Genomic DNA, 12,943 nt, shown 5'->3' with positions numbered 1-12,943 from the left:
TGATTGGAGTTCGCATGCCACACACGATGGAAAGCGCCACCGCCTACGTCATCGCCGCCCTGGAAGGCAAAGGCACCGCCACCCGGGAGGACTTCGATGTCCCGGGCATCGTCGCCACCACGCACGCGCTCGCCGAGAGTTGGGATTTCGAGACCGTCCACGATCGGACCTTCTGGCATATCGCCTCGGTTCACCTGAGGTTCTGATGCGGCCCTACCGAATGCCCGGGACGGGGCCGACACAGCCCAGGACGAAGCAGCCCGCGGGCCAGTCGGCGAACGGCGGGGACAGCGGTTTGCCCAGGCAGTTCAGCGGGCCGCAGCCCGGATAGGTCATCGGGCCCAGACCGAGCGCGGCCAGGGTCGCGTCCGGGTTGGTGATCATCGGATCGGTGAGGCTGATATCCGGTTTCGGCGCGTACGGACCCGGATCCGGGAGTTCCGGGGACAGGAACGACTGGGATACCGCGCGCAGCACATCGTGCGGGAAGCTCACCGATCCGCCCGGTACCGTGACGCCGGTCCAGCTGACCAGCAGTCCGAGACTCGGCACGATGAAATTGTCCTGACGCATCATGCCCGACATCTGGATGGCGTCCTTCGGCAGGCCGGGGAAGGCGCCGTCGCAGCTCGGGCCGTTGATGGTGAACAGGAAGCCGTAGCAGGGATGGGTGGCGGCGGAACTGCTCGCCTGTTCCAGGTAGTCGATCGGAATCAGTTGCCGCCCATCCCAATTGCCGCGATTGACCAGGAGCAGACCGAGTTTGACGAAGTCGTCGGGCGGTAGCACCAGATGGGCGTAACCGTAGGTGTTTCCGCTGCGGTCACGCGCCCAGTGATAGTCGTCGGCCGGGATTCCCAAGGGATCGAACAACTTTCGCTGCGCATACGCCTGGAAGTCCTCGCCGACCGCCTGCTGGACGACGTAGACGATGAGATCCACGGCGCGCTGACTGTACTGCCATGCGGTGCCCTGTTCGTGCACGATCGGCATGCCCAGGGCCTGGGCCACCACATTGGGATCGATCTGCGCCAGCCCGGTGATACCCTCCGAGGCCACCGCCACCTGCATACCCGAGGATTCGGTGAGCAGATTGCGCACGGTGATGGCGCGGTGCGCGGCATCACCCAGTCCCGGGGGCAGATAGCGGTCGATGGGGTCGTCGACATTCAATTTCCCGTCGCCGACCGCGATTCCGGCCACCATGGACACCACGCTCTTGGTGCTGCTCCACAGATTCCACGGCATCCGGCCCGCGCCCGCATGGCTTTCGCGCTCGAGGACCAGACAGTTGTTGCGGTACACCCGGAAGGTGAAGCGGGTGGGATCGTTCGCGAAGTCCAGCGCCTCTCGCAGCCTTCGCGCGTCCAGCCCGACCTCCTCGGGGGTGGCGGTCTGCGGCTCCCGCCCACTGCTCACGGCACAGTGCTTCACCTCCGCGGGCTCACCCCCGGCCACAGGCGGTTCGAACCCCACGAACAGCATTCCCGCCGCCACCGCCGCCACCACGGCACTGATCAACGCTCGACGCACGCCAGCCTCTCCACTCCCCGACCCGTCAGGACTCGAATCAGGACGCTAGCGATCGACGCCCCGCAGTCTCAGACCCCAGTTGCCGGGGCGAAAGTTATCGGGGCGCAGTGATTTCCGCCGTCACCGGATGCGAGTGCGGATGCCGGACTCGGCGCCCGCACCTCGGTAGGGCACGCGCTCCGGCCGGATCAGGTGCAAATGGTCGATCGGGTTTCGCCGCGATCGAACACCGCCGGTCAGATACGACGACGCGCCGCGGCTCCCGGGCCGCGGCGCGCTGTGGTGTCGATCCGTCAGGGTGTCGCGCCGGTCAGGCGCAGACGCCGCCGGTATTGACCGTGGTGATGGTGGTGTAGCCGGCGGTGGTGCGGACGTGGGCGGGGCCGCCGTAGTAGACGCCGCTGACGATGTGCTGGCCGTCGATATCGGGAACCCACGGGATGCTGGCGGTGCCGTCGTGCACCGGGGCGGTGCCGACGGTATTGCCGGCCACACCGGGGAGGCGGCTGAAGAAGTCGACGAAGCCGCCGGTGACCGGGCTGCCGTCGGGCATGGTCACCCGGGCCATCGCGGTCTGCGGGCAGCCGACCGCCGCTAGTCTGGCCGCGCCGAGCGCGGAACCTCCCATCGTCACCGACAGTGTCGGTGAGACCGCCGCCTGCGCGTGCGGGGCGATGACCGCCGGTAGTGCCAGACAGGCCGCCGCGCACGCGGTGCCGGCCATCAGGCGTGAAGTGTCGAATCCGCTCATCGTGCCCCGCCTTTCGGTGAACCCGGGTCAATCGTGGCCAGATCTTCGAATCGGCTCGCAGGGTATCCGACCGGTGCGCGGTTGTTGCGCAGGCGCGCACCGCCGAATCCGGAAATCGATTGCGTGACATTCGACCCCCGGGGCACCATGGGGCGCTGCCGGGGCGTGCCCGCCGTGGCGGGAGATCCGATCCGGTGGAGGCCCATCCGCATGCCGACCCCCGCGCCGACCGCGCAGCGCGGCAACGCGCTGCGACTGCTGCGCACCAACTGCCCGCTCGGCGCGCTGTTCACGGCGCGGGTGGTGTCCTATACGGGCGACTCCATGAGCCTGGTCGCGCTCATGCTGCACGTCGCGCACACCACCGGGCAGGGGTTGGCGGTGGCGCTGCTGCTGCTCGTCGGCGATTTCGTGCCCTCCCTGCTGAGTCCGCTCACCGGTGCGCTCAGCGACCGCTTCGACCGCCGCCGCCTCATGATCGGCTGCGAGGTGGCGCAGGGCGTGCTGGTCCTGTTGATCGCGCTGTCCCTGCCGCCACTGCCGCTGCTGCTGGCGCTGGTGGCGGCGCGGTCCGTCGCATCGAACATCTTCCAGCCCGCCTCCCGATCCGCGGTGCCCGCCATGGTGGCGGACAAGGATCTGGCGACCGCGAACTCCACCATCGGATTCGGGGCCAATGCCGCCGAGGCGTTCGGCCCGCTGCTGGCCGCCGCCCTGCTGCCCTTCCTCGGCATCCGGGGTGTGCTGCTGGTCGACGCGGCCTCGTTCCTGCTGTCGGCGCTGGTCCTGCTCGCCACCCGGCCGATGCCGCCGACCCCGGCGGACGGGGACCCGGGTTCGCTGCTGACCGAGGCCCGGACAGGCCTGCGCTACATCCTGCGCACCCCGGTGGTGCGGATCGTGGCGCTCGGCTTCTGCGCGGTGGTGGCGTGCAACGGCGTGGACGATGTGGCCCTGGTACTGCTGGCCACGCAGACCCTGGCTTCCGGCGACGCCGCGGTGGGCCTGCTGCTGGGCGCGGTGGGCATCGGGCTGCTGATCGGTTACGCGCTGATCGGCCGCCTGAGCACCCGTATGTCGATGACCGCACTGCTCATCGGCGGTTTCCTGGTCAGCAGCGCCGGGAATCTGCTCACCGGACTGGCCTGGTCGGTGGCCGCCGCGTTCACCGTGCAGGCGGTGCGGGGCCTCGGTATCGCGGGCATGGACGTGGCATCCAGCACCCTGATCCAGCGGCTGGTGCCCGACGGCATGCTCGGCCGGGTGTTCGGAAATCTGTACGGCGCCATCGGAATCGCCGCCGCGCTGTCGTATGTCGGCGGCGGCCTGCTGCTCGATGCCACCGATCCCCGCACCACGCTGGTGGTCGCGGGGGCGGGCGGCACGCTGGTCACGGCGGCGGTGGCGGTCGCCCTGCCGCGGGCGCTGCGCCGCCACGGCCCGCCCGCCGGGGACTGACGGCCGCTCTGGTTGGATGGGCGCGGTGACCAGCGTGCCCTTCCGATTGCTCGACCCCGTCCGCTTCGACCGGGTGATGCCCGCGTGGGCGCCGCACTACCCGCGGTTCGACACCGTGGTGGGGTACTCGGATCTGGGGCACGCCTTCCTCATGAGCACCCGGACCGGCGAGTACGGGTTGCTCGATCCCTACAGTCCGGGAGTCAAGGTCTACGGTCCGTTCGCCGAGATCGCCGATTTCGTGGACCGCGTCCTGTTCGATCCGGACGTGGTGACGTATGTGCTACAGCCGCACCATGTTTCGGCGATTCGGGCCCGCCTGGGCGCGCTGGCGCCCGACGAGGTGTACATCGCCACGCCGTACCCGTTCCTGGGCGGCTCGGAAGCTCCGGAATCCTACGACCGGGGCGGAGTGTGGGTGTTCTTCGACCTGGTGGCGCAGGCGCACGGCATGGAGTGACCCTCCTTGCGCCACAGGCATTCTCAGCTGGGATGTCCCGGTTCGAGATCGGCGACGTCGTGGTAGCGCAGCGCGGTCACCGGCGCGCCGGGTCCCGCCCCGTACTCCGGGGCCAGCACCACCCCTTCGTGATCGCCGAAGTCGTGGCGCGCCACCACCCTGCCGACGAACCAGGCGGCGGCCTCCTCGAGCAGGGGCGCGCCGTGCGGCCCCACATACCACCGGCACCAGCTGAACTTGTCCATCTCGTCCCCGGTTTCGGCCCCAAACAACTGCGCGAGGGCGATATTCTCGCGATCCACCAGATGAACTCCGAGATGGTGCGCCCGCCGCGCGACACCGTAGGTGTGATTGGCCCTGGAGACGCATACCAGGAAGCGCGGGGGTTCGATGGCGACCTGCGTGGCGAACCCCACCACACAGCCCGCCCGCTCGTCGTCGACGGCCGCGGTCACGATGACGATCGGCGCGTCGGCGGCGGCGACGAGCGCGTCGAACGCCGCTCGCGGCTCAGGTCCTTCGGACATGCCCCGTGTATAGCAGTGATTCGCGCGCGCCTCGCCACGACAGCCGATACGGGGATCCCGCTCGCCGATCACGTTTCGGTAACGAGAGTCGGGGTATCCGAAAGACATCGGATTTCCGAGGAGTGCGAGGAGCAGCCGATGCCGACCGCAGAGACCCGAACGAGCCGAACCGACCAACCGCTGAGGGCAGGCACTGACAGTTACGACAATATCGAGCCGTGGTTCGAGAAGCTGGCCGCGCTGGCCCCCGATGACCCGCACCGCACCGAGATCCGCGAGCAGATCATGCACCTGTGCCTGCCGCTGGCCGAGCACATCGCGCGCCGCTTCGCCGGACGCGGCGAGGAATTCGACGACCTGCATCAGATCGCCACCCTGGGCCTGGTGCTGGCCGTGGATCGCTTCGATGTGAGCCGGGGCAGCGGATTCCTGTCCTTCGCGGTGCCCACCATCATGGGCGAGGTGCGCCGCCACTTCCGCGACCACACCTGGGCACTGCGGGTGCCGCGGCGTACCAAGGAGATTCAGCGGAATATCGGTCCGGCCGTGGACCGCCTCACGCAGCGGCTGCGCCGCCAGCCCACCGCCCGCGAGATCGCCGCCGAACTCGGAGTCGAACTCACCGAGGTGACCCAGGCGCTGATCGCCCGCACGGCCTACAAGGCCGACTCCCTGGACGCCGCGACCCACACCGAGGACGACAACCCCGCACCCCGGACGGTGGACACGCTGGGCACCGAGGAGCCCTGCTATCGCCTCCTGGAGGACGCCATGGCGGTGCGCCCGCTCATCGCGGCCCTGCCCGAACGCGAGCGCCGGATCCTGACCATGCGCTTCTACCAGCACATGACCCAATCCCAGATCGCCGCCCAGCTGGGGGTGTCGCAGATGCAGGTGTCCCGCATTCTGAGCAAGACCCTGGCGAAGCTGCGGCACCAGGCACTCGGCGAGGAACGCGCGGCCTGAGATGACGGCGACGAGCGCACCGGTCACGGCACTGCCCGCGCCCTGCGGAGAACTGTCCGCGGCGGTGGTCGAGACGCTGCGCCGACCGCCGGGGACGCCGGTGCCCACCCCGATCCTCACATCGGCCGATCCCTACGGCCGCGACCTGCACCTGGCCCTGCACACCTGCTACGAACTGCACTATCAGGGGCTGGCGGGGGTGGACGCGGACTGGGAGTGGGATCCGGAACTGCTGCGCCTGCGCGCCGGTCTGGAGCAGGTGTTCCTGGCCGCCCTGCGCGCCGACACTCCGGGCGGCGACGATCTGGACGGCGAACTCGACCGGCTGCTCGAGGTCCCCGCCGAGGCGGGCGGTCCGAGCGGGTTCCTGCGCGATCAGGGCGAGATGTGGCAGCTGCGCGAGTACTTCGTGCACCGATCGGTACTGCATCACCAGGAGGCCGACCCGTACGCCTGGCTGATCCCCCGCCTGCGCGGCTGGTCCAAGGCCGCCCTGGTGGTCGTGGAGTTCGACGAGTTCGGCGGTGGACGGGGCGACCGGGTGCACGCCGAGCTCTACGCCGATCTGCTGGCGGGCGCGCAGTTGCATCCCGGCTATCTGCACTACCTGGAGGTCGCGGCCACGCCCATGCTCGCCCTGGTCGACATGATGTCGCTGTTCGGGTTGCACCGCGGCCTGCGCGGTGCGGGCATCGGTCATTTCGCCGCCGTGGAGATCACCTCCCCACCGGCCTCGCAGCACATGGTGGCGGCGCTGACCCGCCTGGACGCGCATCCGGCCTGCGTGCGGTTCTATCGCGAGCACGTGGAGGCGGACGCGGTGCACGAGCAGCTGATGCGCCGCGATGTGATCGGCGATCTGCTGCTGCGGGAACCCGGGCTGCGCGAATCGGTGGTCTTCGGTATCCAGGCCACCGACCTGCTCGAACAGCGGTTCGCCGACCAGGTGCTCGCCTGCTGGCGGCAGGGCCGTCCGTCGCTGTGGGAGCCCGCCGCGGCCGATTAGCTCGCCGGTTCCTGGTTATCCGGTATTCGTGATGTTGATTCGCGCACCGGGCGTCTACCGCCCCCAGGCCGATACCCGGCTGCTCGCTCGCGCTCTGGCCGATGCCGCCATCGCACCGCACGGCCGGGTGCTGGACATGTGCACCGGCACCGGTGCGCTGGCCATCCATGCCGCGTCCCGGCTCCGTCCCGCGGCGCTGACCGCGGTGGACATCTCCCGCGCCGCGCTGGCCTCGGCGTGGCTGAACTGCCGCATGCGGGGCATCGATATCGAGCTGCTGCGTGGAGATTTCCGAAAAATGCTGCACGACAGGCGTTTCGATGTGGTCCTGGCCAATCCGCCCTATGTTCCGGCGGCTTCGGACGGTCCGGCCCGGGGCGCCGCGCGCAACTGGGCCGCCGGATCGGACGGCCGGGACGCGGTCGACGCGGTGTGTGGACTCGCGCCCCGCGTGCTGTCGCGCACCGGGATGCTGCTGCTCGTCCATTCGAACCTCTGCGGCACCGACCGCACCCTGACGCACCTGCGCGAGGGCGGCCTGAAAGCCGCCGTGGTCGCCCGCGCCACCATTCCGTTCGGTCCGGTGCTGCGCCGCCAAGCCGACCGGCTGGCCCGTGTGGGTCTCATCCATCCCACCCAGCGACATGAGGAGTTGGTGGTGATCCGTGCCGACCGACCCCGACAGTGACCGGCGGCGGATCACCTACACCGCCGACGGACCGGCCCTGGTGGAGGGGCCGGTGGAACTCGTCACGGCCGACGGACGCACCATCCGGTCGGACCGCTGTGTGGTGGCGTTGTGCCTGTGTCGCCGTTCGGCGCTCTATCCGCTGTGCGACACCAGTCACCGCAAGCGCCGCCGCGCGCGCGAGCAGCCCCGCTAGTCGAGCGGGTCGAACGCCTCCACCAGCATGCGCAGCGCGGTCTCCACCGTCCGTGCCAGCACATCCTCCGGCGGGCCGTCGAACTGCCGGTGCCGCGCCCGGGAGCCGTCCACCGAGTCGACCGCCAGCCACACCGATCCGGCGGGCTCACCATCCTGCGCATCGGGACCGCCCACCCCGGTCACCGCCACCGCGAAATCGGCGTCCAGCAGTGAGCGCACCCCGGCGGCCATGGCCAGTGCCGCCGTCTCCGACACCACCGGTACATCGGGCACGCCGAGTACCTTGCGCTTGACCTCCGTGCTGTAGGCCACCAGTCCACCGCGCAGCCACTGCGCCGAATCCGGTGCGGCGCCGAGGGCGGCGCTGATCTTCCCGCAGGTCAGTGATTCCGCGACCGCGATGGTACGTCCGGACCGCAGGGCGATCCGGGCCAGCGCGGACGCGAGTTCCCCGGTGTCGGACACGGATTCCACCTTACCGACGCCCGCCGGTTGCCGACCGTCCGCTACGACAGGCTCGTACAGGTGGCGGCCGGGGGCAGTTCGTCGGCGAGGAAGACGGTTTGGGCCATCATCTTGGGGCCGGACATCCGTTCCCGGAACACCTCGATGGACTCCTCGGGGTGCACCGAGTCGATGACGGCGTGCGGGCCGACGGCGTTGAACTGGTGGCTGACGCCGCGCGGGATCTGCATATCGACGAAGGAGCAGGGCGGGACGACCAGGTTGTAGCGGGTGCGGTGGACGTCCGGCGGGGTGTTCGGCAGCGTGTCGGTGAATTCGGCCGGTGCGAAGGGGGTCACGCCCGGAATGTGGGTGACCGTGAACGGGGACAGGCTGCCGACCCGGATATGGGTGTCGGGGCCGGTCATCATGCGGACGAAGCGCAGTCCGGTGTGCAGGTGCATGCGTGAGCAGATGCCGCGTTCCTCGGCATCGTAGAAGTCCATCAGGTACCGGTCGGCGAAGAACCCGTCGAACGGGGTCTCGATCAGATAGACCTCACCTTCCTCGAAGGTCTGGGCGCGCACGATGCCGTCGGCGTCCGGACTGGTGGCGATGCGGCTGGCGGCGGCATCGCGGACGATGCGCGCGAACGCCTCCACCACCGTGAGTGCGACCTCCGGCGGGAACTGCGCCACCGGTGTGACGACATTGCGGCCCGCGTCCACGAAGTCGGACAAGTCGTGGATCTCGTTCTCCGCGTCGGCGGCGCGCTTCAGGCGTGGTTCGGTCATGATGCTCCTCGAAACTGCTGCGGTGGTTCGTCTTTCGCCGGTGTCAGGGTCCGGCCCCGAAGGAGCGCAGCCACAGTTCCAGCGACAGCACCAACCACAGCTTGCCGCCCTGGCGCGGCAGCAGCACGCCGTCACCGCGCAGCCAGGTCCGCACGGTGTCCTCGCGGAACAGGCCACGGGCGCGCGCGGATTCGCCGAGCAACAGGTCGTGGCCGAGTTCGCGCAGCGGGCCGGACAGCCACTGCTGCACCGGTACTCGCATTCCGCTCTTGGGCCGGTCGACGATGGTCGAGGGCAGCAGATCGCGCACGGCCTGTTTGAGGATCCACTTCTCCCGCGTCCCCGCCAGTTTGCAGCGCGGCGGCACCCGGAAGGCGTAATCGACGACGGCGCGGTCGAACAGCGGTGCGCGGCCCTCCACACCACAGGCCGCGGTGAGCCGTTCGACCTTGGTGAGAATGTGGTGCGCGCCCTTGGTGCGCAGGTTGGCGTGCAGCAGCTGATTGAGCAGGCTGCTCATCCGGCCTTGGCGGAGATAGGGTGCGACCAGCCGGGTCGGCGGTGGGGCGTCGGCGAGTTCGGCGAGCACCGCGGGGGTGAGCAGGACCGGCAGATCGCCGTGGCATTTGCGGTAGCTGTCCAGGTAGGCCAGCGCCCTGGCCTCCGGGTCCGGATCATCGCGGGCGAGTTCGAAGATCAGCATCGGCAGATTCTTCGGGCCGCCGAAGACCGGGTCACCGCCCTCGCCATTGAGCAGCACCCGGATACCGTCCGCGGCGGCGGCCTCGGCGAGCATCAGATTGGGGACGGTCAGCGGGTCGCCGACCGGGCAGTCCAGCAGCGCGACCGTCTCCGCCAGCCGCGCGGCGACCGCCGTGCCCGGCACGGTCAGCACCCGGTGCTGGGTGCGGCAGTGCGCGGCGACGAGTCCCGAGTAGGCGAGTTCGTCGGGCGCGTCCGGGCCGAAGCTGATGGAGTAGGAGTGCACGACCCGGTCGTGGATGCTCGCGGTGAGCGCCGTGACCAGGCTGCTGTCGATGCCACCGGAGAGCAGCACGCCGACCGGTGCCGCGGCGGGCAGACGCGTGGACACCGCCGCCTCCAGCAGGGCGCGCAGGGCGGACGCGTGCTCCGTCTCGGCGCGCGGATCGTCGATCTCCGCTGGCTCCCAGTAGATCTCCTCGGTGGTGGAGCCGTCGGCGCGCAGGCGCACGCAGCGGCCCGGCAGCGCCTCCTCGACGCCGCGCAGCAGGGTCTCCCGCCCGGGCAGGTAGGCGAAGGTGAGGAAGGTGCGCACCGCGGGCAGATGCAGCCCGGTGCGCAGTCGCGGCCACCGTTGCAGAGCACGCAGGGAAGTGGTTGCCGCCCAGTCTGTCCCGGCCCGCGCGTGGAAGAGGGTGCGGGTGCCGACGTGGTCGCGGATCAGCACCAGATCCGAGCCGTCGGCGATGGCGAGGGCGAACATGCCGTCCGCCGCGGCGATGCCGTCGAGGCCGAAGCGGCGGTAGGCGTGCAGCAGCAGTTCGCCGTCCGGGCGGTCCGGGGGCGGCGCGTCCGCCCCGAGCCGGGCACGCAACCGCTCCGCGTGGAACAGCGTCACCTCGCCGACCGCGGTCAGCTCACCCGCGGTGAAGAGCCCCGCGACGCCGGGGCCCGCCAGCAGGCCCAGCGCATATCGGCCGCCCACCGCCACCGGGTCGGCGCCCATCGCCCGCAGCTGACCGCCCGGATCGTCCGGGGTCAGCACCGCGCACCAGCGTGACATCGGTTATCCCTCAGCCGAAATCGTCGTCATCGTCCGCGTCGCCACCCCAGTAGCCGTAGTCGCCCGCGTCCCCGCCGCCGAAGTCCGCCGATCCGCTCTGCTCCGCCTGTCGCCGCAGCTCTTCCTCCTGCGCCGCGGTCAGCGTCTGCGGCGGCGCGGCCACGGCGCCGAGCAGCGCGCCGCCGGTCACCGCCGCCAGCAGCGCACCGACCCGGCCGCCGAAGGAGGATCGGTTGACGGTGAGTTCCCCGTCGCTCCACCGGGTTCGGCCGTAGCCGCCCTCGCGTCCGTAGCGCACCCGCCCGTCGCGGTGGGTGCGTTTGACGATCGAACGGCCCAGGGGCTCATCGGTTCCCGAATCGCCGCGGTCGTCGCGCCAGTGCACCAGCCCGTGCGGACCCCGGGTGCGCCATTCCTCGCGTCCGTCCGAGTAGCGCCGGTGCACGGTCGAGTCGGCGAGCAGTTCGTCGGTGTAGGTGGTCTGTCGCTGCGGCACGGCTGATATCTCCTACGCGCGGGCGGCCTCAGGTGGCGGGCCAGGTCAGAAAGCCCGCGGACCGCGCGGTGCGCAGCTCCGCCAGGGCCGATCGGGGCGGACGCACGGCCCGTACGAGGCGGTGCACCGTGCGCAGCAGGGCCGCCGGGCGCACCGCCTCCACCTCGACGGATCGGCCGCGGCGCAGCCAGGCCAGCTCCCACGAATCCGCTTGTGGTGCAGTCATATCCGGCTCCGGTCCGATGTGGTGCGCCAGGTGCAGCGCACCGGCCTGGCGCGGCCGCAGGCCCAAGGGCAGCACCCGGACCCCCGGCGGCACCTCGGTCCCGGCGGTGAACCGCGCCGGAAAGGTGAGCCCCGCCGGGCTCGCGTCGTGCAGCAGATAGATGGTCCCCGACGCCAGTGCGAGCATGTCGACGACGCGCGTGTCGAGCGGCAGCTCGGCCGCGCTCAGCACCGGACAGGCGGATTCCATGGGCACGCCGTTGGCGCGCAGCATCTGGGCGACGGCGTCGGATTCGGCGACCAGCAGGCGCGGCAGTCCGTAGTCGAAGAGATCGGGTTCGGGGGTGTGCCGACCGGCGGGCCGAGGGTGTGACGGAGTGCGGGTGAGCAGTCCGGGGATCTCGCCGGAGCGCCGCAGCGCGGACCGAAAGGCCGGATAGGGCACCACGGTCGGCACCGTGAACAGCGGCCGGCGCGGCAGCCGCGGCCATGCCGCCCGGCAGAGTTCGTGATACAGCTGACGTTCGGTGAACCGCAGCCCGCCCGGCGCGCCCGCCCGCTCGACCGCCCCGGGCAGCAGCCGGTCGAGCAGCGCCCGGCTCATCCGGTCGGCCATGAGAGGAACCCGATCCGACGGGCGCGGTCGTGGTCCGGATCGCCCGCGGCGTCCACCCGCTCGATCGCCCGCCCCAGTGCGGAGAGCAGTTTGGCGGGCGGTACGGCGGCGATCGGCGCCCACCAGCCCTCGGCCAGCCACTCGATCCCCGACTCCGGCAGGCCCTCGCGCCGCAGCCGGTCCAGATCGGCGTCGCCGTGCCACGGTTCCCGCAGCCGCAGAGCCGATCGGCTCATCGCGACGGTGTGCGGCAGCAGGCCCACCGTGACGGCGCGGCTGCCCAGCGCCGCCCGCGCGTCGACGGCGAAGGTGACGCCGCGCACGCTGGCATCGTGCAGGAGGAAGACCGGAATGTCGGCGGGCAGCAGGTCCATTCGCTCCGTCACCAGCATCGACCAGGTCCCGGCCACGTCATTGGCGGTGAGGCAGGCGAGCACGCTGCGGTCCTGACACAGCACCGCGTACCGGGGATCGTCCACCGCCGGGGGCCGAATCGTGTTCTCGTCCACCACGCCCGGGGGCGCGGCACCGTAGGTGTGCGCCCACGCGCCGATGACGTCGGCACGAAAGCTGTCGTAGGGCACCGGCATTCGGATCACGGCACGCTCGGCGAACCAGGGTCGCACCCGCCGCATGCCGAGTACGGCCAGCGCCACCAGCATGGCGGTGATCACGATTGCCGCGAACCTCGACGCACCGCCCAACCAGACCAGGAGGCCGAATCCCACGGCGGTGGCGCAGACCGCCAGCCGCACACCGCGGAACAGCCCGAGTCCGTCGGGCAGTTTCGTCCGGGAGGCCGCGTACCACAGCTGCGCCGCCGTGTAGCGCAGCTCCCGTTCGTCCCGGAGCCGGTCGACCAGTCTGCGCAGGCGCAGATCGTGCAGCCCGAGCGGACTCTCCTTGGGTTCGAGGGCGAAGGACCGTCCGCACGTCGAACACCGCCGATCACCCCGCTCTCGGCGCAGCAGATTCGCACTGCAATGCGGACAGATCACAACACGCCCTCATCTCGA

The 12,943-nt window shown here is 70.6% G+C and carries 16 protein-coding genes; 7 read left to right on the top strand and 9 right to left on the bottom strand.

What is annotated here, in order from left to right:
* The first annotated feature begins 14 nt into the window (after positions 1-14).
* Positions 15-206, top strand: coding sequence for a hypothetical protein (locus FOH10_RS05860; RefSeq protein WP_143979943.1), 192 nt, complete (start codon positions 15-17; stop codon positions 204-206).
* A gap of 7 nt (positions 207-213) precedes the next feature.
* Here the strand turns inward: FOH10_RS05860 and FOH10_RS05855 are convergent, their stop codons facing one another.
* Entirely contained in the window at positions 214-1,533 is a 1,320-nt protein-coding gene (locus FOH10_RS05855; protein WP_244961660.1) for a serine hydrolase domain-containing protein, read from the bottom strand.
* Positions 1,534-1,843: 310 nt separating this feature from the next.
* Positions 1,844-2,284: a hypothetical protein gene (locus tag FOH10_RS05850; RefSeq protein WP_143979942.1), complete on the bottom strand. Its 441-nt coding sequence runs from the start codon at positions 2,282-2,284 to the stop codon at positions 1,844-1,846.
* A gap of 210 nt (positions 2,285-2,494) precedes the next feature.
* Between FOH10_RS05850 and FOH10_RS05845 the strand changes: the two genes are divergently transcribed.
* The gene (locus tag FOH10_RS05845) at positions 2,495-3,742 is read left to right on the top strand and encodes an MFS transporter (protein WP_143979941.1); all 1,248 of its coding nucleotides are present in this window, start codon (positions 2,495-2,497) and stop codon (positions 3,740-3,742) included.
* A gap of 25 nt (positions 3,743-3,767) precedes the next feature.
* Positions 3,768-4,202, top strand: a complete 435-nt coding sequence (locus FOH10_RS05840) for a T6SS immunity protein Tdi1 domain-containing protein (protein WP_157533845.1) — start codon at positions 3,768-3,770, stop codon at positions 4,200-4,202.
* A 23-nt stretch (positions 4,203-4,225) separates the two neighbouring features.
* Here the strand turns inward: FOH10_RS05840 and FOH10_RS05835 are convergent, their stop codons facing one another.
* Complete coding sequence (locus FOH10_RS05835) at positions 4,226-4,729, bottom strand: flavin reductase family protein (RefSeq protein ID WP_039819437.1); 504 nt, start codon at positions 4,727-4,729, stop codon at positions 4,226-4,228.
* Positions 4,730-4,867: 138 nt separating this feature from the next.
* On the opposite strand from FOH10_RS05835, the gene FOH10_RS05830 reads away from it, so the two are divergent.
* Genes FOH10_RS05830 through FOH10_RS05815 form a run of 4 tightly spaced genes read left to right on the top strand, consistent with a single transcriptional unit; the run spans position 4,868 to position 7,585 of the window.
* Complete coding sequence (locus FOH10_RS05830) at positions 4,868-5,695, top strand: RNA polymerase sigma factor SigF (protein WP_143979939.1); 828 nt, start codon at positions 4,868-4,870, stop codon at positions 5,693-5,695.
* 1 nt (position 5,696) lies between these two features.
* Positions 5,697-6,701 (top strand): iron-containing redox enzyme family protein, encoded by a 1,005-nt coding sequence (locus FOH10_RS05825; protein WP_143979938.1) that lies wholly within the window; start codon positions 5,697-5,699, stop codon positions 6,699-6,701.
* A gap of 31 nt (positions 6,702-6,732) precedes the next feature.
* Positions 6,733-7,389 (top strand): HemK2/MTQ2 family protein methyltransferase, encoded by a 657-nt coding sequence (locus tag FOH10_RS05820; protein WP_143979937.1) that lies wholly within the window; start codon positions 6,733-6,735, stop codon positions 7,387-7,389.
* Positions 7,367-7,585, top strand: coding sequence for a CDGSH iron-sulfur domain-containing protein (locus tag FOH10_RS05815; RefSeq protein WP_143979936.1), 219 nt, complete (start codon positions 7,367-7,369; stop codon positions 7,583-7,585). The genes FOH10_RS05820 and FOH10_RS05815 overlap by 23 nt, the downstream gene beginning before the upstream one ends.
* Here FOH10_RS05815 and FOH10_RS05810 read toward each other — a convergent pair.
* Genes FOH10_RS05810 through FOH10_RS05785 form a run of 6 tightly spaced genes read right to left on the bottom strand, consistent with a single transcriptional unit; the run spans position 7,582 to position 12,925 of the window.
* On the bottom strand, positions 7,582-8,052 hold the full coding sequence (locus FOH10_RS05810) for a CinA family protein (protein WP_186000734.1): 471 nt from the start codon (positions 8,050-8,052) through the stop codon (positions 7,582-7,584). The genes FOH10_RS05815 and FOH10_RS05810 overlap by 4 nt on opposite strands.
* Before the next feature lie 41 nt (positions 8,053-8,093).
* Entirely contained in the window at positions 8,094-8,825 is a 732-nt protein-coding gene (locus FOH10_RS05805; protein ID WP_143979934.1) for a hypothetical protein, read from the bottom strand.
* A 43-nt stretch (positions 8,826-8,868) separates the two neighbouring features.
* Positions 8,869-10,590, bottom strand: coding sequence for an asparagine synthetase B family protein (locus FOH10_RS05800; RefSeq protein ID WP_143979933.1), 1,722 nt, complete (start codon positions 10,588-10,590; stop codon positions 8,869-8,871).
* 10 nt (positions 10,591-10,600) lie between these two features.
* Entirely contained in the window at positions 10,601-11,086 is a 486-nt protein-coding gene (locus FOH10_RS05795) for a hypothetical protein (RefSeq protein ID WP_143979932.1), read from the bottom strand.
* A gap of 28 nt (positions 11,087-11,114) precedes the next feature.
* Positions 11,115-11,927, bottom strand: a complete 813-nt coding sequence (locus tag FOH10_RS05790; protein ID WP_221937929.1) for a hypothetical protein — start codon at positions 11,925-11,927, stop codon at positions 11,115-11,117.
* Complete coding sequence (locus tag FOH10_RS05785; RefSeq protein ID WP_143979931.1) at positions 11,912-12,925, bottom strand: hypothetical protein; 1,014 nt, start codon at positions 12,923-12,925, stop codon at positions 11,912-11,914. The genes FOH10_RS05790 and FOH10_RS05785 overlap by 16 nt, the downstream gene beginning before the upstream one ends.
* Between the last annotated feature and the right edge of the window lie 18 nt (positions 12,926-12,943).

The sequence above is a fragment of the Nocardia otitidiscaviarum genome (assembly GCF_007362295.1).
Classification (GTDB): Bacteria; Actinomycetota; Actinomycetes; order Mycobacteriales; family Mycobacteriaceae; genus Nocardia; species Nocardia otitidiscaviarum.
Note: the sequence above shows the minus strand (reverse complement) of the source record. Positions and strands in the feature narration are given on the sequence as shown.

Bases quoted from the DNA above. Each gene is read 5' to 3' on its own strand.
- FOH10_RS05860 (WP_143979943.1), top strand. From the start codon at position 15: ATGCCACACACGATGGAAAGCGCCACCGCCTACGTCATCGCCGCCCTG.
- FOH10_RS05850 (WP_143979942.1), bottom strand. From the start codon at position 2,284: ATGAGCGGATTCGACACTTCACGCCTGATGGCCGGCACCGCGTGCGCG.
- FOH10_RS05845 (WP_143979941.1), top strand. From the start codon at position 2,495: ATGCCGACCCCCGCGCCGACCGCGCAGCGCGGCAACGCGCTGCGACTG.
- FOH10_RS05835 (WP_039819437.1), bottom strand. From the start codon at position 4,729: ATGTCCGAAGGACCTGAGCCGCGAGCGGCGTTCGACGCGCTCGTCGCC.
- FOH10_RS05830 (WP_143979939.1), top strand. From the start codon at position 4,868: ATGCCGACCGCAGAGACCCGAACGAGCCGAACCGACCAACCGCTGAGG.
- FOH10_RS05825 (WP_143979938.1), top strand. From the start codon at position 5,697: ATGACGGCGACGAGCGCACCGGTCACGGCACTGCCCGCGCCCTGCGGA.
- FOH10_RS05820 (WP_143979937.1), top strand. From the start codon at position 6,733: ATGTTGATTCGCGCACCGGGCGTCTACCGCCCCCAGGCCGATACCCGG.
- FOH10_RS05805 (WP_143979934.1), bottom strand. From the start codon at position 8,825: ATGACCGAACCACGCCTGAAGCGCGCCGCCGACGCGGAGAACGAGATC.
- FOH10_RS05800 (WP_143979933.1), bottom strand. From the start codon at position 10,590: ATGTCACGCTGGTGCGCGGTGCTGACCCCGGACGATCCGGGCGGTCAG.
- FOH10_RS05790 (WP_221937929.1), bottom strand. From the start codon at position 11,927: ATGGCCGACCGGATGAGCCGGGCGCTGCTCGACCGGCTGCTGCCCGGG.